Genomic DNA, 18,727 nt, shown 5'->3' with positions numbered 1-18,727 from the left:
GAATTTAATTTATTTTTCTTTTAGAAGGATGTCCATGTCGGCCATTAATTTGTGTACGTCTTCGTCCACTGTTCCATCATAAGCTCCGCGAATGCGTTTATGTTTATCAACCAGAATCAGGTAGCCCTGATGTGCAAAACCTCCTGGAGCCTGCGCTTCTTCTTTGGTGTAAACCATGTAGTTTCGTTCTGCCAAAGCATAAATTTCATCCCTCGTGCCCCAAAGAAATTCCCAGTTTTTGGTTCTAATACCTAGCTTTTTTGCATATGCTTTCATAACAGAAGGTTTATCATACTTTACATCGATGGTATGAGAAGCAAATTTTACCTGGTTATTATGCTCATATTTTTTATAAACCTTTAACAAGTTTCTATGCATAATGGGGCAAATAGTAGGGCAGGTAGTAAAAAAGAAATCGGCTACGTAAATTGCATTGTCGAAATCTTTAAGCGTAACAACTGTACTATCTTGATTGTACAATTTGAAATCTGGTATGGTTCTAAAAGTGGTGTCTTGAACAGTTTTTCCATCAACCACGTTTTCAACAACTTCCATTTGCATAAATGGTAGGCGCTCAGGTTCGGTATTACAACTACACAAAGTGAAGACTATAATTATCGCAAATAGGTTTCTCATGGTTTGCTGAATTTTTTAAGGTATGCATCCGATTTTTTTATTTCGGATTTGTATTGTTTATCAATTGCCGAAATTCTAACTAACTCGTGTTTATAATAACTTAATTCGTCGATATGCTCGGTCGGTTTGTAGTCAGCATTAAAGTTGTGCATCCAATCGCTCATGCTATCTTCTGCTTTTACTAAATCTTCTATTATTAATTTGATCTTAGTTTTTTCGGCTAGTGTATCTATCTCGGGATTTTTAAGCTTTAGTGTTGGTAAATTATTTAGCAAAGTATCCAACTTCATTTGGTTGTTTACAATTTTACTATGGTCGGCCATTACTATATCGTGGATTTTCATTGTTTCTGCTTTGATGGTTTCTACATTTTCTTTGCTTTGGCAAGATGCTAATGCGATAGAAATAATGAATATGGCGATTGTTTTTCTGATTGACATTTTAATTAATTTAGGTGTTTTTAAAAAGGAACTGATAGGTGTACCATTACTCTGTTGCCAGCAAATGCCCTTCTATTGGCTAAATTTTGGGCGCTTACATTTTGGTAGTTCGTACCAAAGGAGAATTTATCAAATGCTATTTCTGCACCCATAACCGCCGCCAAAGAATAACCGCCAGAAACATTCACTTCGTACTTGTTATTTTCAACATCTTTGGCTGATGTTTCGTACAATACGCCAGCATTTGGAGCAATGGTAAATGTTTTGGCTATTCTAAATTTATAATAGGCCAAAACATTGGTGGTTAACTTGTTGCCGTATCTGTATTCGTATTTGTTCTCTGTATTTACTTTGTAGTTTACATTAGCATTCAACCCTAAATCTTGCAGTCTGATATCGTAAGCTATATTGAAAGTAAAATCAGTACTTGCCGTACCCAATTGAAAGTTGTTTGGCGATTCCTGTACAGCTAATCGCTCTGATGGCTCGTACTTTCCGGTAGGCGCTTTTACTCCCGCACCAAACCACAGCGATTGAACAAGAAGGTTATTGCCAACAGAACCAGATTTGTTAAACAGGTTATAGTAGCCCATTACAGCAATATCGCCTAAGCCATTTTTATCGCCATTTAAAGATTGGCTAACCTTTTTATTGAAGTTATAAGGTACAAAAGCCAAAATTCTGAATTTATTTCCAAGGTTCCATCCGCCCCAAACCTCTGCACTTTGGTAGGTTTCATCTGTGCTTAAAGGCGTTCGTTCGCCCAGCGGACCTAAATGGGTTTGTAAAGTTTTATGCTGGTAACGAATGCCAATAAATCTTTTGTTGTATTCTGGCAAAATGCCGATGTAATAACTTCCAACGCCACATCCACAGATGTCGCAGGCTTTAACGCCTAGCGTTGTAGCTACCAAAATAATTATGGTTATAAATTTTATTTTCATTGTATTTATTGTTCTGCTAAAAGCGGATTTTTAATAAATTCTTCATCATTTAGCGTGTTTAAAAACGCGGTTATTTTTACTTTCTCTGTCGCACTCAAGGCAATTCCCTTTCTGTTGCCATTTAATAAAGGATCAAGGTTTTGGGTAGTTATAACCTCGCTATTGTAATGCTCCAACACACCATTTAAACTTAAAAATCTACCGTCGTGCATATAAGGTGCAGTATATTTTAAGTTTCTAAGCGATGGAACCTTGAATTTGTATTTGTCGGTTTCAATAAGTGTAGCATCGAATAAACCCTTATCGTTAAGTGTACTTATGCCTAATCCATTATTTCTAAAAGAACCGTCGGTAAAGAGTGATTCGGTATGGCAAGTGCCACACTTATTTTTAAATACCGCATAACCCTCCATTTCATCAGTAGTAAACGAAGCGCCATTTTCTTTACGCATTACCTTATCGTATTTGCTATTACTGCTTACGCACATTAGCATAAACTGCGATAATGCTTTCATAAAACGTGCGGTAGTAATATCCGGCGAACCAAATGCTTTTTTAAATAGATCGGCATATTTGGGCGTTTGCCTTAGTTTTACCATTACGTTTTCTACACTTTCATCCATTTCTTCGTGTGCGGTAATAGGCGCAAAAGGTTGCAGGTCTAAATCGTAAATACCACCACCCCACATAAATGCTTTGTTCCAAGCTAAATTCATAATAGGAGGAGAGTTGCGAATACCTAACCTATCATCTATACCGTGACTCACATCGTGTCCGTGTTGCGTAAATGCAGAAGATTGGATATGGCAAGATCCGCAAGAGATTGTGTTGTCTCTAGATAACCTTCCGTCGTAAAACAAAGTTCTGCCTAAAACTACTCCATCCTTAGTGATCGGGTTATTGGCAAAATTGTACACTGGTTCTGGAAAATTTGCAGGCTTTTGAAAGCCTACAAATTTTTCTATTTCGTTAATAATTGGGCTTCCTTTTTTGCAAGCAATAACAAAAACTGCCATAAAAAATAGCACCGAAAGATGTTTCCTGTTCATAACAAAATTTAGTTTTCGGTATGATCGTGCCTAAACATTTCGGTTAGGTTTTGTGCCACATTGGTACTAAATTGGCTAAACATTACCGATGGATGTTCTGCAATGCTGAAGGCTTTCGAGCCGTTAAAAACCTTCATAATATCAACAAACAGATGTACATTACTTTGCCTGTCGCTTCTAACTTTGGCAACGCCTGCAGTAGTTAAATCAATAGTAACCGTTTTAACATTGTTTATGGTAGGAGAGCTGTATCCTCCGAATCCGCCAATATGATACCTGAATTTTTTGTTTCCGGTTGGGTCACCATTTACATCGTCGCTAATTGACGGAGAGTTACCTTCAAGCTTAAAGAAAATATAGCCAGAATTCCATCCCCAGTACATTCCAGCATGGCCAGAAGCAGGGTCTAAAACACCTGTACGCTTAGAAATATCCATCGTACTGCGTAAACTATCTACACCTATCGTAAAGGTAAGTTTACTATAATCGCCTTCGGGCACACGCATTTTAGTAAAACGAGTACTTCTGTCTGCACCTTTAATCAAAAAATAGCTACTGTCTTGGTTTACGGTATATGTTTCTCCAGTTGAGGTGCTTAACTTAACATTACTGATGAAATACTGCAATGTAGAAATGGAGAATTTCTCGCCTTTGGCATTGGTGTAAAGGTTGTTTACGTTATCCAACACCAAAGTTCGCTCGCCTACAATATTATCAAACTCTATAGAGAAATGTGCTAGTTTGCTTTCGTCAAAGCTTGGTGCCGGATCGGATTTTTTTGAACATGCGCTAATTGCTAAAGCTAAAATAATAGACGTTATGATGTGGATGAATTTTTTATATGTATTCATTTTAAAAGTTTAAGAATTTATATTCATATGCTTAGGATACAACGGTTTAAACCATTGTCCATAGCAATATTATTTCGCCGCTGAGCCGGCAAATTTGTATAAGGTAATTTTGAATGAACTGTTTTTAAAGGAAAACTGCCTCGTAGATAGAATATCTCTAGCTTAAACTAAGCTCGGACAAAAAAATCTAAAGCATGGCAAAGCCATTACCATATGGCATACGAAAAAACAGTAAGTTTTGATTAGGCTAACTTGGGTGGTTGGAAGATTTTTACAGCTACACCGATTGGTTTTTGCTGTATGTAAGCAGGGGTTTCTAATTTAAAAGGAAGCTCGATTACCGGCGCTAACAAGTTAACGTGAGTCGGCGCTAAAGACTCGACCATTCTTTTTAAATTCTCTTGGTCTTGTTTGTTTTTTTGATCTAACTCTTTAAGTTTAATGTCCAAAAAGCATTTTCCTTCGCAATGCATTTCTGGTTTATCTGCATTGGTACAAAGTACCGAAGAGATGTAATTTTTGTTTAAAGAATAAGATGAAAATAACAGCCATTGATTGAAACAATTGGTTACAATTCCAAGTAATAAAAAAATCGCGATAATTTTTCTAAACGCTGTCATTGCTGCAAATGTAGGCAATGACAGCTTGGTATAAAAGGCGTTTTATAATTTAATTGACATTATTTCTCCATCGTACTCTTGCCAAACATCATCACTAAATTATCTTTCTGATAGAAGTTTAACGTCTGGTCGGCAATATCAAATGTAAATGTGTTATCGCTCAGTAATTTAATAACCTCTTGCTCAAGTTTATTTTTATCCTCATTGCAAAACATTCGCGTTGCACCAACTTTGGTAAAGGAGATCGTATTTTCTGTTGCACTAAAACTGCCCATTAAATTGTTGCAACCAGAATTTCCGCTAAAGCGTTTTTCCTTAAAGTCGAATTTTAAAAATGCATTAGCGTTTTCTAGTGTTTTCCCGTTAAGCTGTATTAAATTCCATTTGTGTTTGGCTATAAAGTTTAAAGCCTTGTTTTCTACTTTAGCCATTCTTGTTTTTTTAACTACCTTAACCAATTTGTAAATATATGCACTAGCATCGGCGGGTACATTTTTTCTTTTTGTTCTGCTAACCTTTAAAATGTATTGGTTGCCCGACTCGTATTTAAAGCCTATAATTTCGCTGTAGAAAAACTCCCAATTTTTACTATTACTATACTTAACCTGATAACATTTTCTTGGTCCAACGCCTGTGCAATCTGCTAAATCTTCTTTAACGGTAAGTGTAAAAACATTGCTTTTGGCGATAAAAGATGTGCTTATGCTTAATAAAAAAGCAAGCATCAATTTGTTTAAAATAGATTTCATTTCAATGTGTTTTTATAAGGATGATTTAAAATAGATTTTCCATAAGTTACTAAAATTGTATCTTAAATTTTTATTTCCATTTACCATGTTCAAAAAGTGTAATTTCTGGCTATTTGTTATTTTATTGTTGTCGAGTTTCTCTGTAAGTGCTCAAGTTATTTATGATAAGATAACGCAGAATTGGCAATTTAACAAGCAGAGCGATGATAAATGGTACCCAGCAAAAGTGCCGGGAGAAGTACACCTGGATTTGTTGCGCAACAAACTGATAGATGATCCATTTTATCGAGATAATGAGAAGAAGCTACAATGGATTGAAAAGGAAAACTGGAATTACAAAACTACTTTCGATGTTTCATCAGCTTTGCTTGCTAAAAAACACATTGACCTAGTATTTGATGGATTGGACACTTATGCGGAAGTTTATTTGAATGATAAGCCCCTTTTGAAGGCCGATAACATGTTTAGGCAATGGAGTGCTAACGTAAAAGCTTTGCTGAAAAAGAAAGGGAACAAATTATTGATAAAGTTTCAATCGGCACAGAACAAAGTTGATACATTGGCAAAAGCTGATGCCCCTTTTATCATTCCGGATAATGCAAGGGCTTATGTGCGCAAAGCACAATTTCATTTCGGATGGGATTGGGGACCAAAACTTACGGGTGCAGGAATTTGGAAAGAAGTGAGGCTAGAAGCTTATCAGGCGAAGCCGAGAGAAAAACCGTTTCAAGCACCAGTTAAAACAGAATTGGTACAGGAAAAAGATGAACACGGTGCATCATTCTATTTTAAAATTAATGGAAAGCCGGTTTATATGAAAGGCGCAAACTATATTCCTGCTGATGCTTTTGTAACCAGAACTACTAAGGCCGACTACCGTAAATTGCTAATGATGGCAAAAGAGGCTAATATGAATATGTTGCGTGTTTGGGGCGGAGGAATTTATGAAAATGATGATTTTTATAATTTGTGCGATTCTTTGGGCATTTACGTTTGGCAGGATTTTATGTTCGCTGGACAAATGGTACCCGGAGATGATGCTTTTTTTGAGAATGTAAAACAGGAAGTTAAATATCAGGTAAAGCGTTTGCGCCACCATAAAAGCATAGTGCTTTGGTGTGGTAATAACGAGATTGACGAGGCTTGGAACAGGTGGGGATGGCAAAAGCAGTTTAATATTAATCAAAAAGATTCGGTAAAGCTTTGGACAGATTATAAACGATTGTTTAGAGACAGTATCCCGAAATGGGTAAAAGAAGTTGACCCCAGCAGACCATATATCAGTACGTCGCCTAAGTATGGCTGGGGCGTTAAAAATAGCTTTATAGAAGGCGATAGCCATTATTGGGGCGTTTGGTGGGGTAATGAAGATTTTGAAACCTTCGAAAATAAAACTGGTCGTTTTGTAAGCGAATACGGAATGCAGGCCATGCCTAATTATGAAAGTGTTCTAAAATATACAAATCAAGAGGATAGGTTTTTATATTCCGACATCTTAAAAAATCATCAAAAGGCAAATAACGGCTTCCAGAAGCTAGATGTTTATTTGAAAAGTTACCTAATTGACTCTGCAAGGTTAAGCAAACTATCTGTTGAAGATTATACTTACTTAACGCAATGTGTGCAGTATTATGGCTTTAAAAATATGATTTTGATACATCGAAGTAAATCGCCATACAATATGGGAACTTTGCTTTGGCAACTAAACGATTGCTGGCCAGTGGCGAGTTGGAGTATTACAGATTATTACGATAGGGCTCCCAAAGCTGCTTGGTATGCTGTAAAAAATGCTTATCAGGACGTGTTGACAATACAGAGAGATTCCATTAAGCCGAAAGATTTAAAATTGTCAGACCCTAAAATTAGCTATAAGGTAAGCGGGAATAAAATAACTTTAAAGTCATCAGCATTTGCTAAATATGTTTTTGTAGACTTAAAAGGATATACAGGTAAGCTAAGCGATAATTACTTCGATTTAGAACCAGGCATAGAGAAAACGATAACATTTTCTAAAGACGATTTGAAGACTAAAGTTGTTGAAGTTAAAATTAAAACGCTTTGGGATGTGGTTCATTAGCGTTAATCGTCATACCCAATTCTTTGGGTATCTTAATGCGACAGAAATAATATCTACGTCAATTAGACGATCACTCAACATAACAAACAAAAAAACGGTTAGTGCTTAACACCAACCGTTTTCTCTAATAATGAAATCGCAACGAGTTATCCCTGCAAATCTTCCATTATGGTTTTAATCTTATTATTTAATTTCTCTTCTGTAGCCTTAAATTCATCGGCCGATGCCAAAGGAGTATTTACACTGCAATAGAACTTAATTTTAGGCTCAGTACCACTTGGTCTGGCAGAGATAATACTTCCGTCTTCGGTAATAAATTGTAATACATCAGATTTCGGGAAACCTAATTCTTTACTGGTTCCGGCAGAAATGTCAGTTTCTTTATTTAACTCGTAATCTTTTAATGTAACTACAGGCGAGCCACCTAATTTAGCGGGTGGATTGTTTCTAAATTGTTCCATCATAGCCTTAATTTCTTCGGCTCCGGTTTTTCCTTTTTTGGTAATAGAAACTAAATCTTCTTTGTACATTCCATAATCAACGTACATTTCAATCATAGCTTGGTATAAACTACTGCCTTTATCTTTGTAAAAAGCAGTCATTTCGGCAATAAATGCACAAGAAATTACCGCATCCTTATCTCTTACTAAATCACCGATTAGGTAACCGTAACTTTCTTCGCCGCCGGCAATAAAAGTCTTTTTGCCTTGCAGCTCGGTCATTACCTTTCCAATCCATTTAAAGCCGGTAAGTGTATTAAAATATTCTACCCCTTTAGCATCGCAAATTGCTTTAATCAAACTTGTGGTAACAATGGTAGATACTACATATTCGTTTCCTGTAAGTTTTCCTCTTTCTTCCCAAGCAGTTAAAAGATAGTTAATTAGTAAACTGCCAGTTTGATTACCGTTTAGCAGTACAAATTCGCCATCGTTGTTTTTTACGGCTATACCAACTCTATCTGCATCAGGATCTGTAGCCAAAACTAAATCGGCATCGATTTCTGCAGCCTTTTTTAGTGCTAAAGTTAATGCTTCTTTTTCTTCAGGGTTTGGATAAACAACTGTTGGGAAATTTCCATCAGGCTTACTTTGCTCCTCAACAATAGTTACGTTGGTAAAACCGAATTGCTCCAGCGCTTTAGGAACAAGGGTAATTCCCGTTCCGTGGATAGGAGAGAAAACAATTTTTAGATCGTGCTCTCTTGCAATCGCCTCTGGCGAAACAGAAAGTGCGGTAATTTTAGTTAAGTAGCTATTGTCAATTTCTTCGCCAATTAATTCAACAAGATCGTCAACTCTGTTAAATTTAACCTCATCAATACTACTAATAGCAGCAACTTCATCCATCACCATTTTATCATCTGGCGAGGTAAATTGGCCGCCATCATTGCCATATGCTTTGTAACCATTGTACTCTTTAGGGTTGTGCGATGCAGTTAACATTACACCGCTTTTACATCCTAGCTCGCGTATAGCGAAAGAAAGTTCTGGAGTTGGTCTAAGTGCCGAGAAAAAATATACTTTAATGCCATTTGCCGAGAAAACATCAGCAGTAACATTAGCAAAAACATCAGAATTGTTTCTGCTGTCGTGAGCAATTGCAACACTAATTTCTTCTCCAGGATATTTTTTATTTAGGTAGTTCGCTAAACCTTGGGTTGCAGTACCAATAGTGTACTTGTTTATACGATTAGAGCCAGCGCCCATAATGCCTCTTAAACCGCCAGTACCAAATTCTAAACTTCTGTAAAAAGCATCGGTAAGCTCGGTGCTCGCTTGTTTATCAATTAATGATTGAATTTCGGCTTTCGTAGCTTGGTCGTAATTACCGTTAAGCCATTGGTCTACAGTTTTTTGGGTTGAGTCTTCTAATTGCATGATTTAATTTGATTCAAATATTATATAATACAAAGCAAAATTAAAATTGTTCCAAAGATTTTTTGTAAAGCAATTCAGAATTTTATTTTGTCATTTAGGCGGAAATTAGCCTGTTTTTAGTTATTTTCACGCCCCGTTACAATAATAAGAAAAATACCTATTCTATAATTAAAAATGAAAATATTAAAATTTGGTGGTACCTCTGTAGGTAGCCCAGAGCGCATGAAAAAATTGCTGGATATTATCAATCCGCAAGAAGAGCAAATCGTAGTATTATCGGCCGTGTCTGGTACTACAAACAGTTTAGTAGAAATTTCTGGTAAGTTACTTAAGGAAGAGAAACAGGAAGCTACAGCTCTTATAAAGGCGTTACACCAAAAATATAATGAGTTTGTTATAGAGCTTTTACCAGAAGGCAACTTTAGGGAACAAGGACAGGAAGTGGTAGATTACCATTTCGGTTTTTTGGCGTCTTTAGCGAACGATTTATTTACCAATATTGAAGATAAAGTTGTTTTAGCGCAGGGCGAATTGTTATCAACTACACTATATCATATCTACTTAAAGTCTATTGGAGTGCCTTCGGTGTTATTGCCAGCGCTAGATTTTATGAAGATAGATGAAGATAATGAGCCCGATATTCCGTTTACTACTAAACATTTAACGCCTTTATTGGAAGGTAATAAAGGAAATAATTTGTTTATTACGCAAGGTTTTATTTGCAGAAATAGTTTTGGCGAAGTAGATAATTTACGCAGAGGCGGAAGTGATTATACGGCATCTTTGTTAGGTGCAGCAATTTTAGCAGAAGAAGTTCAAATTTGGACCGACATTGACGGAATGCACAATAACGACCCAAGAATTGTAAAAGGAACTAAACCAATTGCGCACTTGTCTTTCGATGAAGCTGCAGAGTTAGCTTATTTCGGTGCTAAAATTTTGCATCCTCAATCTGTTTTCCCTGCCCAAAAATATAAAATACCGGTTCGTCTTTTAAATACGATGGAACCTAAGGCACTAGGTACGGTTATTAGTACCGAAAGTGAGAAAGGTAAAATTAAGTCTATCGCCGCTAAAGATGGTATTACGGCCATTAAAATTCAATCTAGCCGAATGTTGTTGGCCTATGGTTTTTTAAGAAGGATCTTTGAGATTTTTGAGCGTTATAAAACGCCAATTGATATGATTACCACGTCGGAGGTTGCTGTTTCGCTAACTATTGATTTTACAGATAACTTAGATCAAATTTTAGAAGAGTTAAACTCATTTGGAAGTGTTGATATCGATAAGGATCAATCTATTATCTGTGTAGTAGGCGATTTTGGTGCCGAAAAACACGGTTATGCGGCTAAGGTTTTAGATTCTATCAAGCACATTCCGGTAAGGATGATTTCTTACGGTGGTAGTGCATATAATATCTCTTTACTTGTTGGAACCGAGAATAAAGTAGAAGTATTAAGAAGCTTACACGATCGTATATTCGAATAATTACCTAAAGTAGAAGTAGATAAAGATAAAAATGAGCAAAAGGATAAGCGTATACCTTATCCTGCGTTCAAATTCAATTCTGCTGATGTTACCTTTGGCGTAGTCAATATAGTTAAGCAGATACATGCCTGCTAAAAAAATCAAAAAGATTATAAATAGAAATTTCAAAGATTATGTTTTCCGATAAAGATAGAGCACATTTTTCGAATTTAGAAACACCATTTTACTATTATGATTTAGCGTTATTGAAAAATACGTTAAATACCTGTAAAACTGCTGCAGATAGCCATAACTTTCATGTGCATTATGCCATGAAGGCAAACTTTAATCCAGTAGTATTACAACAAATACAAAAGGTTGGCTTCGGTGCAGATTGTGTGAGCGGTGGCGAAGTGGCAAAGGCTATTGAATTGGGTTTTGGAAAAGATAAAGTAGTTTTTGCTGGTGTAGGTAAATCTGATAAGGAAATTAATAATGCGTTGGATAACGATATTTTCTGTTTTAATGTAGAGTCGGTACAGGAACTTTCTGTAATTAACGAGCTAGCTGAAAAAAAACAGAAAGTGGCAAAGATTGCCATCAGAATTAATCCAAATGTTGATGCACACACACATGCTAACATTACGACTGGTTTAGATGAGAATAAATTTGGTGTAAACTCTTGGGATATGCAAGCTTGCGCCGATGTCTTAAATCTTTCGCCAAATCTGGAATTTATTGGTATTCACTTTCATATAGGCTCGCAGATTACCAATTTAGATGTTTACAAAAACCTTTGCATTCGTGTAAACGAATTTGCAAAATGGTTCGAAGATCATGGCTTTAAGGTGAAGGTTTTAAATGTAGGAGGAGGTTTAGGTATCGATTATCACAATCCAAATCAGCAGATTCCGAATTTTGAAGCTTACTTTAAAATCTTCGCCGATTTTCTGGAAATAAAGCCTTATCAAGAAGTTCATTTCGAACTAGGAAGAGCTTTGGTAGGGCAAAGTGCATCGTTAATCAGTCGCGTGCTTTACGTTAAAAATGGCAAGAAAAAGAATTTTATAATTTTGGATGCAGGAATGACGGAGCTAATGCGCCCGGCTTTATACCAGGCATATCATAAAATTGAAAATATTAGTTTGCCAACTGGCGAAGGTATTGTTAAATACGATGTGGTGGGGCCAATTTGCGAAAGTACAGATTGTTTTGGTAAAGAAGTTGAACTACAGCAAACCTTCAGAAACGACTTAATTGCCATTAGAAGTACTGGCGCTTATGGCGAAGTGATGGCTTCTCATTACAACCTAAGAGAAACTATTGCAACAGTTTCAAGCGAGGATATCGTTTAATGAATTTGTCATTCAGAACGTAGAGAAGAATCTGTTAATTGAGTTTAATTTACAGATTCCTTTCTTGAGAGTGACAAATTTAAATCAATTCTTCTTCGATCCAACAAACACAATTACTCCAGCAATAAGAACTATTCCACCGGCGTATGGTGGCCAATTAACTGATTTTTCTCTGTCTGCAGAAACTTGTATCGGACCGGCATCAACAATTTTCTCTTTTTTGGTATAGGTAAATCCAGTCCATATTAATAGTACAACACCGAGTACCATTAAAATAATTCCTATTGTTCTTCCCATGTTCTTATGTTTTGTTTTAGAACATTCGAACTCAACTTATAGTTTTCGAGCTAGAAAGAATAACCTAAACTTAATCGGCTAGTACCACCTTTAGCTGCGCTACTATCTATAATGCCGTAAAGTTTATTTAACTTAATGAAAAAGCTGAAATTGAAAGTTCCACCCGATGTTCTATATCGTTCAAAACCTTCTCTAAAACTTTTGTTTAAGCCAGGCGTGCCACCGTAAAAGAGCTTAAACGCATAATGGTTGTTTAAATTTCTTCGGCCATGCCATATAATTTCTGAAGAAATTCCGGTGGTAAATAATGTCGTTTTTCCTGATGTTACAATTTCTGGATCTCCAATAGCTAATAATCTCTTTCTAAAATCAGCATAAGCACCATTTTCAAAAGCTATGGCACTTTCCCAGTTTATTATTCTAAACTCAGCGTTTCCGGCATTGTCGTAATAGCCGATGGAAGTTCTTAAGCCACCGCCATAAACGCTTTTTCCAGAAAAATCAGGGCTTGGATTTTCGCGTTCGTAAAAATCGTCATCGTAGTTTGTTGCACCGGCAAATCCAAATGCACCATAGGCGATGTTTACGTTTTTAAACGTATGTCCTCTGCTAAAGTTAAGAAAGCCCATAGTTACATCTCCACTAGAATAAGGCAAGGTTAGGCCGGCAATACTGCCACTAATATAATTTTTTACAGTTACAGAGTCAGACTCCATAGGTTTTGGTAAGTAGGCTATGTCGTTACCGCTCAAGGCTGGCGAATAATAAGAAGGCGTGCTACATGAGCTAAGGGAAATAACTAATACTGCTAAAGTTAGTAAAGGGCGAAAATTTAACATGGAGAGGGAGATTAATTTATTTATTGTAAATATAAATAGATTGCGTTAAGATATTGTTAATTTTTTCTAACGGCAAATCTCGATCTGTATCGACTAGTAAAATTTTCATTTTAGTTCGTTTCTCTGTAAGTAAATCTTTGTCTTGTAGAAGGTTACCGAGTACAAAACCAATATAGGGCTTTTTATATTTTTTATGTATCCATAAATAACAGAGCATCTTCTTCTTGTAATAAAAAAATGGAAGCTTATACTTCCATTCTGCTGTAATTTCCTTATTGTGTTTTAAAATAATATCACGCAAAGCGAGTAAACAAATCTGCAACGACGTTTCTTTTTCTAGATAAAATTTCTCTAACTCGCTAAGCATTGCAAATGGTTATTATTCTTCAAAAAAGTCTGCTAAACCACCTAAAAAGTATTCTTCAACACCAGCTTTAAAATCTTCAAAATCCTCTTCAGGGATATTGGTTTGATGGAATTCTAGGGATGTTCCGCTTTTATCTTCATGGAGTTTTATCGTTACGATAGACGGCTCGCCCTCTTCTCCAAAATACCATTGTTGTACAATTTTTTTATTAGGTATAAATTCTATGTTCTTGCCAACAATATCTCCATCCCAGTAAGAGAATTCGGTGCCGGCTTCCTCAGTAAATTCTACTTCGGCGCCAGTCCATAATTGTATGCTTAAAGGTTTCGTTAATGCTAAATACACCTCTTCAGGTGGGGCGGGTAGGGGTAGGTATTTTTTAAAAGATTTCATCGGGATTTTTAGGATTTAAGGATCAATAAGATTGTATCTTAGTAAGAGCCTAAATTTATTTTTGGTATTTATTATTTGTGTTGTATATTTTTTAAACTCGTAGCTCCAAAATTAATTAATAATCCAATAGGAAATTGGTTGGCAACAGCATAAATTTTGGCTTGTACTAAATATATACTCTCAAGATTAACACCGGCATTAGCTCAATTAGTAACTGGTTTTCTATTATAAAATCAGTTATTTCTTTTGTCAACCTCGATATTAGCGTAATGCTTTAACAAATGTTAATCCAGCCTTGCTCAGTTAAATGATAAGCATCTCTGGTATATTATTTCTTGAAAACCGTTACCAAACGTACTGTCAACTTTCAATGCACAAGCATTTACTTTATATGTAATCTGTTCTAATTCAACTAACGAATCAACTAATAGCTTAACAAGTTTAAGATGTGTTTCATCTAACCCTAATCTTGGTGATTATTAAATTATCCTAATTAAGCTCCTTACTTAAATGCGTTAATTCCTGTTACATCCATACCTGTAATTAATAAATGGATGTCATGTGTTCCTTCATAAGTTACTACCGACTCCAGATTTGCCATGTGGCGCATAATTGGATATTCTCCAGTTATTCCCATTCCGCCTAACATCTGACGGGCGTTTCTGGCTATATCTAAGGCAATTTCTACACTATTACGCTTTGCCATAGAAATTTGCTCTGCCGTTGCTCTGTTCTCACTTTTAAGTACACCTAAACGCCAAACCAATAACTGGCCTTTTGTAATTTCAGTAATCATTTCGGCTAGTTTTTTCTGCTGTAATTGGAAACCGCCAATAGGCTTGCCAAATTGTTCACGCTCTTTGCTGTAGCGTAGTGCCGTATCGTAGCAATCCATTGCTGCGCCTAAAGCACCCCATGCAATCCCATATCTAGCTTGATTTAAACAGCCCAAAGGCCCTTTCAGTCCTCTGATATCTGGAAAAACGTTTTCCTTGGGAACTTTAACATTGTCGAAAACCAATTCGCCAGTAGCAGAAGCACGTAAACTCCATTTACCATGCGTTTCTGGTGTGCTAAAGCCTTCCATTCCACGTTCTACAACTAATCCTCTTATTTTTCCTTCTTCGTCCTTAGCCCAAACTACGGCTATATCGGCAAAAGGTGCATTAGAAATCCACATTTTTGCGCCATTTAACAAAAAATGATCGCCTTGATCTTTTATGTTGGTAACCATGCCACCAGGGTTAGATCCATGATCTGGTTCTGTTAACCCAAAGCAACCCATTAATTCGCCTGTGGCTAATTTTGGCAAATATTTTTTTCGTTGCTCTTCGGTTCCGTAAGCGTATATTGGGTACATTACCAAAGAACCTTGTACAGATGCCGTAGAACGAATGCCCGAATCGCCACGTTCAATTTCTTGCATAATGATACCGTACGCTGTATAATCCAAACCTGCACCGCCATATTCAACTGGTATAGTTGGGCCAAATGCACCAATCTCGCCTAAACCTTTAATTAAATGTTTTGGAAACTCAGCTCGCTGTGCAAAATCTTCAATAATCGGACTAACTTCTTTTTTTACCCAATCTCTTACTGTAGAACGAATTAGGCGATGTTCTTCTGATAAAAGTTCATCTAATTGATAATAATCTGGTGCTTCGTAAAGGTCTTTTTTAGCTGATTTGTTCATGGTTTACACTATATTTGGTTTAGCCGGGTGATTAATTCAAAGGTAATAATTTAGCGCAACCAGCAATAAAAACCGAACAAAAAATTAATTTTGCTGCAAATTGTGGCTTTAAATAATTTAAACCTAATGCTTGTACAAACAGTAGCACTAAAAGAAGTGAAATTTTACGCTTTTCATGGCTTTTATCCAGAAGAACAACTCACCGGAAACCATTTTTCTGTTGATGTGGAAGTTACTTTTGTGCCAAACATTGATACTGAAAATCTAGCGAAGACGGTTAATTATGAGGTTATCAATTCTATTGTTATAAAACAGATGAACCATACGCAAAAGCTATTAGAAACTGTAGTAAAGAATATTATAGACGATTTAACAAATACCTATGATTTTCTGCAAACGGCCGTAGTAGGTATAAAAAAAATACATCCAGCAATGCCGGGCGATATTGGTTATTCATTCGTTCAATTAAGTTATACATCAACCAAATAATGGAATACAATAAAATAAACCAAGCAATTTTAGCGGAAATTGAACTCGCTGTAGGTGCATCAAATGTTTTTATAGACGATGAATCTTTAGCTAATTATGCGCATGATGAAACTGAAGATTTAAAGTTTTATCCAGAAGTTGTAGTTAAGCCTTTAGATACTGTTAGTGTATCAGCTTTGCTTAAAGTTTGTAACCAATACAAAGTTCCAGTTACGGCACGTGGTGGTGGTACTGGTTTAAGCGGTGCTGCTTTGCCGATTTTTGGAGGCGTACTTTTGTCGATGGAAAAATTTAAGGCGATAATAGATATTGATACGGAAAATTTGCAAGCAACAGTTGAGCCTGGAGTTATAACCGAAGAATTTATTAATGCCGTTGCCGAGCAAGGTTTGCTGTACCCGGTAGATCCGAGTAGTAAAGGTTCTTGTTTTATTGGTGGTAACGTTGCCCATGGTTCTGGTGGACCAAGAGTGGTTAAATACGGTACCATTAGGGAGTATATTTTAAATTTAGAAGTGGTTTTGGCCAATGGCGATGTTATATGGACAGGCGCAAACACCTTAAAATATGCATCTGGCTATAACTTAACACAGTTGATGATTGGCTCTGAAGGTACGCTGGCCGTTGTTACCAAAATTGTAACTAAGTTGATTCCTAAATCTAGTCAAAGTGTATTAATGTTAGGTTCTTTCGCTACAAATGAGCGTGCTTGTGCTGCGGTTTCTGCAATTTTTAGAGCTGGTATTACGCCATCTGCCCTAGAATTTATGGAACGTAAAGGTGTAGAATGGGTAATTAAGTTTGATGATATCAAATTCGATTTAAAAGATGATGTGAATGCATTTTTAATGATTGAATTTGACGGTGATGACCTGGACGTAATTTTTAAGGACTGTGAAAAAGTTAATATGGTTCTGGAAGATTACGGTTGCACCGAGGTTTTGTTTGCCGACACTGCACAACAGAAGGAAGATTTATGGCGCATGCGTAGAACGATGGCTGAATCTGTAAAATCTAACTCTGTTTACAAAGAAGAAGATACAGTAGTACCACGAGCCGCGTTGCCAAAGTTAGTAAACGGAATTAAAGAAATAGGGGCTAGATATGGTTTCGAGAGTGTTTGTTACGGCCACGCTGGTGATGGCAATCTACACATTAACATCATCAAGGCTGGAATGAGCGACGAAGATTGGAAATCAAAATTAAAAGACGGAATTGTAGAAATTTTCGAACTTACTACGGCTTTAGGCGGAACAATTTCTGGCGAACATGGTATCGGTTTGGTGCAAAAAGACTACATGCCAATTAAATATTCGGAGGTGCATTTAAATTTAATGAGAAGCATAAAAACTGTATTCGATCCGAAAGGAATTTTGAATCCTGGAAAGATTATGCCAACGCCGAACCTCTAAAAGAGCTTTCTATATCAAAATAAGCCCCTTTTAGGGGCTTGGTTGTAATTGTTCAAAAGCTATCATTTTGGCTCTTTCTTTATCAGGTATGGTAATGGGTTTTTTAGTTTGATAGTCGAATGCTACGCAAACGGTTTTCCCCCTGCTGCAAATTACCTCTTTCCCATTATCATCTTTTACAATAAGATACTCTAGATCGAAACTTGTGCTACCTATTCTAGAAGTTCTAACATACATACCAACTTTATCTCCCAAAAATAACGGTACGAGATAATCTATCGACGCATTGCCAATAACAACGCCGGTTTTTGTCCAATCCCAATTAATGGCATGTTTCCAGTATTTCGTTCTGCCCATTTCCATATAGGTAAAGTAAACAGCATTATTTACATGGCCCACCATATCAAGATCTGCAAAGCGCATTTCTATTGACGTCTTATATTTAAAACTGTCGGTATTGCCTATTTTTTCTGACTTTTTGTCGGTCGATTTTTTATTTTTATGCCAAAATGACTTAAATATCATAATTATTTCTCTTGGAATGGGGTTTGATTGTGCATCGGTATAACATTAAAAAATAAAAAATCACGGAGGAACATAAAATGACTTTAGTAAAATTTAACAACAAAACCAGAAACACAGCACCTTACTTTAACAATGTTTTCGATTCTTTGTTTAGCGACGCTTTAAATAAAAATCAAGGCGTAAATAAAGTGCCTGGTGTAAACATTTTTGAAAATGAAACTGCGTATAAAATTGAATTAGCTGCTCCTGGCTTAAATAAAGAAGATTTCAAAATCGACCTTAAAAAAGATAATTTATCAATTTGGGCTGAGAAAAAAGCTGAAGTTAATGAAGTTGCAAAAGATTACAGTCGTAAAGAATTTGAGTATACTTCTTTTGCAAGATCTTTCGTATTGCCAGAAGGAATTGACGCTGATAAAATTACTGCAGAATATACAAACGGTATTTTGCTTGTTACTATTGGTAAAAAGGAAGAAGCGAAATTAACACATAAAGAAATTGTAGTTTCATAATACAATTGTTTGGTTGCCCAGAAATAATTTTGGGTTTAGTTTAAGGTTTGGCAAGGGCACCTCATTTGATGGTGCCTTTGTCTTTTTTAGACAGATTCTATAATATATTTCTAACCAAACTATACTTTCAAA

At 36.2% G+C, this 18,727-nt stretch carries 21 protein-coding genes; 6 read left to right on the top strand and 15 right to left on the bottom strand.

Annotated elements, in window-relative coordinates; translation table 11 throughout:
• Window positions 1-9: 9 nt before the first annotated feature.
• The 7 genes from DUT69_RS12040 to DUT69_RS12010 form a co-directional block, all read right to left on the bottom strand.
• Window positions 10-636 (bottom strand): SCO family protein, encoded by a 627-nt coding sequence (locus DUT69_RS12040; protein WP_113653509.1) that lies wholly within the window; start codon window positions 634-636, stop codon window positions 10-12.
• Window positions 633-1,076 (bottom strand): hypothetical protein, encoded by a 444-nt coding sequence (locus tag DUT69_RS12035; RefSeq protein ID WP_240186716.1) that lies wholly within the window; start codon window positions 1,074-1,076, stop codon window positions 633-635. The genes DUT69_RS12040 and DUT69_RS12035 overlap by 4 nt, the downstream gene beginning before the upstream one ends.
• A 20-nt stretch (window positions 1,077-1,096) precedes the next feature.
• Entirely contained in the window at window positions 1,097-2,020 is a 924-nt protein-coding gene (locus DUT69_RS12030) for a transporter family protein (protein WP_113653508.1), read from the bottom strand.
• Window positions 2,021-2,025: 5 nt separating this feature from the next.
• Window positions 2,026-3,069, bottom strand: coding sequence for a cytochrome-c peroxidase (locus DUT69_RS12025; protein ID WP_113653507.1), 1,044 nt, complete (start codon window positions 3,067-3,069; stop codon window positions 2,026-2,028).
• An 8-nt stretch (window positions 3,070-3,077) separates the two neighbouring features.
• Window positions 3,078-3,920 (bottom strand): MbnP family protein, encoded by an 843-nt coding sequence (locus DUT69_RS12020; RefSeq protein WP_113653506.1) that lies wholly within the window; start codon window positions 3,918-3,920, stop codon window positions 3,078-3,080.
• Between the two features lie 242 nt (window positions 3,921-4,162).
• Window positions 4,163-4,540, bottom strand: coding sequence for a hypothetical protein (locus DUT69_RS12015; RefSeq protein WP_113653505.1), 378 nt, complete (start codon window positions 4,538-4,540; stop codon window positions 4,163-4,165).
• Window positions 4,541-4,599: 59 nt separating this feature from the next.
• Window positions 4,600-5,289, bottom strand: coding sequence for a DUF4377 domain-containing protein (locus DUT69_RS12010; protein ID WP_113653504.1), 690 nt, complete (start codon window positions 5,287-5,289; stop codon window positions 4,600-4,602).
• Window positions 5,290-5,374: 85 nt separating this feature from the next.
• Between DUT69_RS12010 and DUT69_RS12005 the strand changes: the two genes are divergently transcribed.
• The gene (locus DUT69_RS12005; protein WP_113653503.1) at window positions 5,375-7,366 is read left to right on the top strand and encodes a beta-mannosidase; all 1,992 of its coding nucleotides are present in this window, start codon (window positions 5,375-5,377) and stop codon (window positions 7,364-7,366) included.
• Between the two features lie 146 nt (window positions 7,367-7,512).
• Here the strand turns inward: DUT69_RS12005 and DUT69_RS12000 are convergent, their stop codons facing one another.
• Complete coding sequence (locus DUT69_RS12000) at window positions 7,513-9,246, bottom strand: phospho-sugar mutase (RefSeq protein WP_113653502.1); 1,734 nt, start codon at window positions 9,244-9,246, stop codon at window positions 7,513-7,515.
• A 174-nt stretch (window positions 9,247-9,420) separates the two neighbouring features.
• Here DUT69_RS12000 and DUT69_RS11995 point away from each other — a divergent pair, with 174 nt between their 5' ends.
• Both DUT69_RS11995 and lysA read left to right on the top strand, forming a co-directional pair.
• Window positions 9,421-10,734, top strand: a complete 1,314-nt coding sequence (locus tag DUT69_RS11995; RefSeq protein WP_113653501.1) for an aspartate kinase — start codon at window positions 9,421-9,423, stop codon at window positions 10,732-10,734.
• A gap of 173 nt (window positions 10,735-10,907) precedes the next feature.
• Window positions 10,908-12,068, top strand: coding sequence for a diaminopimelate decarboxylase (gene lysA, locus DUT69_RS11990; RefSeq protein WP_113653500.1), 1,161 nt, complete (start codon window positions 10,908-10,910; stop codon window positions 12,066-12,068).
• An 84-nt stretch (window positions 12,069-12,152) separates the two neighbouring features.
• Here the strand turns inward: lysA and DUT69_RS11985 are convergent, their stop codons facing one another.
• The 6 genes from DUT69_RS11985 to DUT69_RS11960 all read right to left on the bottom strand — a co-directional run bounded on the left by DUT69_RS11985 (window position 12,153) and on the right by DUT69_RS11960 (window position 15,657).
• Window positions 12,153-12,365 carry a YidH family protein gene (locus tag DUT69_RS11985; RefSeq protein ID WP_113653499.1) on the bottom strand — a complete coding sequence of 71 codons (213 nt, stop codon included), beginning with the start codon at window positions 12,363-12,365 and terminating at the stop codon, window positions 12,153-12,155.
• 50 nt (window positions 12,366-12,415) lie between these two features.
• Window positions 12,416-13,204, bottom strand: coding sequence for a hypothetical protein (locus DUT69_RS11980; RefSeq protein ID WP_113653498.1), 789 nt, complete (start codon window positions 13,202-13,204; stop codon window positions 12,416-12,418).
• Between the two features lie 16 nt (window positions 13,205-13,220).
• Window positions 13,221-13,571 carry a DUF1801 domain-containing protein gene (locus tag DUT69_RS11975; RefSeq protein ID WP_113653497.1) on the bottom strand — a complete coding sequence of 117 codons (351 nt, stop codon included), beginning with the start codon at window positions 13,569-13,571 and terminating at the stop codon, window positions 13,221-13,223.
• Between the two features lie 12 nt (window positions 13,572-13,583).
• Window positions 13,584-13,964, bottom strand: coding sequence for an SRPBCC domain-containing protein (locus DUT69_RS11970; RefSeq protein ID WP_113653496.1), 381 nt, complete (start codon window positions 13,962-13,964; stop codon window positions 13,584-13,586).
• Between the two features lie 299 nt (window positions 13,965-14,263).
• Window positions 14,264-14,362: a GxxExxY protein gene (locus DUT69_RS19575; RefSeq protein ID WP_113654170.1), complete on the bottom strand. Its 99-nt coding sequence runs from the start codon at window positions 14,360-14,362 to the stop codon at window positions 14,264-14,266.
• 104 nt (window positions 14,363-14,466) lie between these two features.
• Window positions 14,467-15,657, bottom strand: coding sequence for an acyl-CoA dehydrogenase family protein (locus DUT69_RS11960; protein ID WP_113653495.1), 1,191 nt, complete (start codon window positions 15,655-15,657; stop codon window positions 14,467-14,469).
• A 126-nt stretch (window positions 15,658-15,783) separates the two neighbouring features.
• Between DUT69_RS11960 and DUT69_RS11955 the strand changes: the two genes are divergently transcribed.
• Window positions 15,784-16,146, top strand: a complete 363-nt coding sequence (locus DUT69_RS11955) for a dihydroneopterin aldolase (protein WP_113654169.1) — start codon at window positions 15,784-15,786, stop codon at window positions 16,144-16,146.
• A complete protein-coding gene (locus tag DUT69_RS11950) occupies window positions 16,146-17,558 on the top strand; it encodes an FAD-binding oxidoreductase (protein WP_113653494.1) in 1,413 nt (470 codons plus the stop codon). The genes DUT69_RS11955 and DUT69_RS11950 overlap by 1 nt, the downstream gene beginning before the upstream one ends.
• A 30-nt stretch (window positions 17,559-17,588) precedes the next feature.
• Here DUT69_RS11950 and DUT69_RS11945 read toward each other — a convergent pair whose 3' ends face one another.
• Complete coding sequence (locus DUT69_RS11945) at window positions 17,589-18,083, bottom strand: acyl-CoA thioesterase (protein WP_113653493.1); 495 nt, start codon at window positions 18,081-18,083, stop codon at window positions 17,589-17,591.
• A 77-nt stretch (window positions 18,084-18,160) separates the two neighbouring features.
• Here DUT69_RS11945 and DUT69_RS11940 point away from each other — a divergent pair, with 77 nt between their 5' ends.
• Complete coding sequence (locus tag DUT69_RS11940; protein ID WP_113653492.1) at window positions 18,161-18,595, top strand: Hsp20/alpha crystallin family protein; 435 nt, start codon at window positions 18,161-18,163, stop codon at window positions 18,593-18,595.
• The last annotated feature ends 132 nt before the right edge of the window (window positions 18,596-18,727 follow it).

It is taken from the genome of Pedobacter namyangjuensis, from assembly GCF_003313325.1.
GTDB classification, from domain to species: Bacteria; Bacteroidota; Bacteroidia; order Sphingobacteriales; family Sphingobacteriaceae; genus Pedobacter; species Pedobacter namyangjuensis.
Note: the sequence above shows the minus strand (reverse complement) of the source record. Positions and strands in the feature narration are given on the sequence as shown.

What these genes read in the sequence shown, in the direction of transcription:
- DUT69_RS12040 (WP_113653509.1), bottom strand. Translation starts at nt 636, where the DNA reads ATGAGAAACCTATTTGCGATAATTATAGTCTTCACTTTGTGTAGTTGT.
- DUT69_RS12035 (WP_240186716.1), bottom strand. Translation starts at nt 1,076, where the DNA reads ATGTCAATCAGAAAAACAATCGCCATATTCATTATTTCTATCGCATTA.
- DUT69_RS12030 (WP_113653508.1), bottom strand. Translation starts at nt 2,020, where the DNA reads ATGAAAATAAAATTTATAACCATAATTATTTTGGTAGCTACAACGCTA.
- DUT69_RS12025 (WP_113653507.1), bottom strand. Translation starts at nt 3,069, where the DNA reads ATGAACAGGAAACATCTTTCGGTGCTATTTTTTATGGCAGTTTTTGTT.
- DUT69_RS12020 (WP_113653506.1), bottom strand. Translation starts at nt 3,920, where the DNA reads ATGAATACATATAAAAAATTCATCCACATCATAACGTCTATTATTTTA.
- DUT69_RS12015 (WP_113653505.1), bottom strand. Translation starts at nt 4,540, where the DNA reads ATGACAGCGTTTAGAAAAATTATCGCGATTTTTTTATTACTTGGAATT.
- DUT69_RS12010 (WP_113653504.1), bottom strand. Translation starts at nt 5,289, where the DNA reads ATGAAATCTATTTTAAACAAATTGATGCTTGCTTTTTTATTAAGCATA.
- DUT69_RS12005 (WP_113653503.1), top strand. Translation starts at nt 5,375, where the DNA reads ATGTTCAAAAAGTGTAATTTCTGGCTATTTGTTATTTTATTGTTGTCG.
- DUT69_RS12000 (WP_113653502.1), bottom strand. Translation starts at nt 9,246, where the DNA reads ATGCAATTAGAAGACTCAACCCAAAAAACTGTAGACCAATGGCTTAAC.
- DUT69_RS11995 (WP_113653501.1), top strand. Translation starts at nt 9,421, where the DNA reads ATGAAAATATTAAAATTTGGTGGTACCTCTGTAGGTAGCCCAGAGCGC.
- lysA (WP_113653500.1), top strand. Translation starts at nt 10,908, where the DNA reads ATGTTTTCCGATAAAGATAGAGCACATTTTTCGAATTTAGAAACACCA.
- DUT69_RS11985 (WP_113653499.1), bottom strand. Translation starts at nt 12,365, where the DNA reads ATGGGAAGAACAATAGGAATTATTTTAATGGTACTCGGTGTTGTACTA.
- DUT69_RS11980 (WP_113653498.1), bottom strand. Translation starts at nt 13,204, where the DNA reads ATGTTAAATTTTCGCCCTTTACTAACTTTAGCAGTATTAGTTATTTCC.
- DUT69_RS11975 (WP_113653497.1), bottom strand. Translation starts at nt 13,571, where the DNA reads ATGCTTAGCGAGTTAGAGAAATTTTATCTAGAAAAAGAAACGTCGTTG.
- DUT69_RS11970 (WP_113653496.1), bottom strand. Translation starts at nt 13,964, where the DNA reads ATGAAATCTTTTAAAAAATACCTACCCCTACCCGCCCCACCTGAAGAG.
- DUT69_RS11960 (WP_113653495.1), bottom strand. Translation starts at nt 15,657, where the DNA reads ATGAACAAATCAGCTAAAAAAGACCTTTACGAAGCACCAGATTATTAT.
- DUT69_RS11955 (WP_113654169.1), top strand. Translation starts at nt 15,784, where the DNA reads ATGCTTGTACAAACAGTAGCACTAAAAGAAGTGAAATTTTACGCTTTT.
- DUT69_RS11950 (WP_113653494.1), top strand. Translation starts at nt 16,146, where the DNA reads ATGGAATACAATAAAATAAACCAAGCAATTTTAGCGGAAATTGAACTC.
- DUT69_RS11945 (WP_113653493.1), bottom strand. Translation starts at nt 18,083, where the DNA reads ATGATATTTAAGTCATTTTGGCATAAAAATAAAAAATCGACCGACAAA.
- DUT69_RS11940 (WP_113653492.1), top strand. Translation starts at nt 18,161, where the DNA reads ATGACTTTAGTAAAATTTAACAACAAAACCAGAAACACAGCACCTTAC.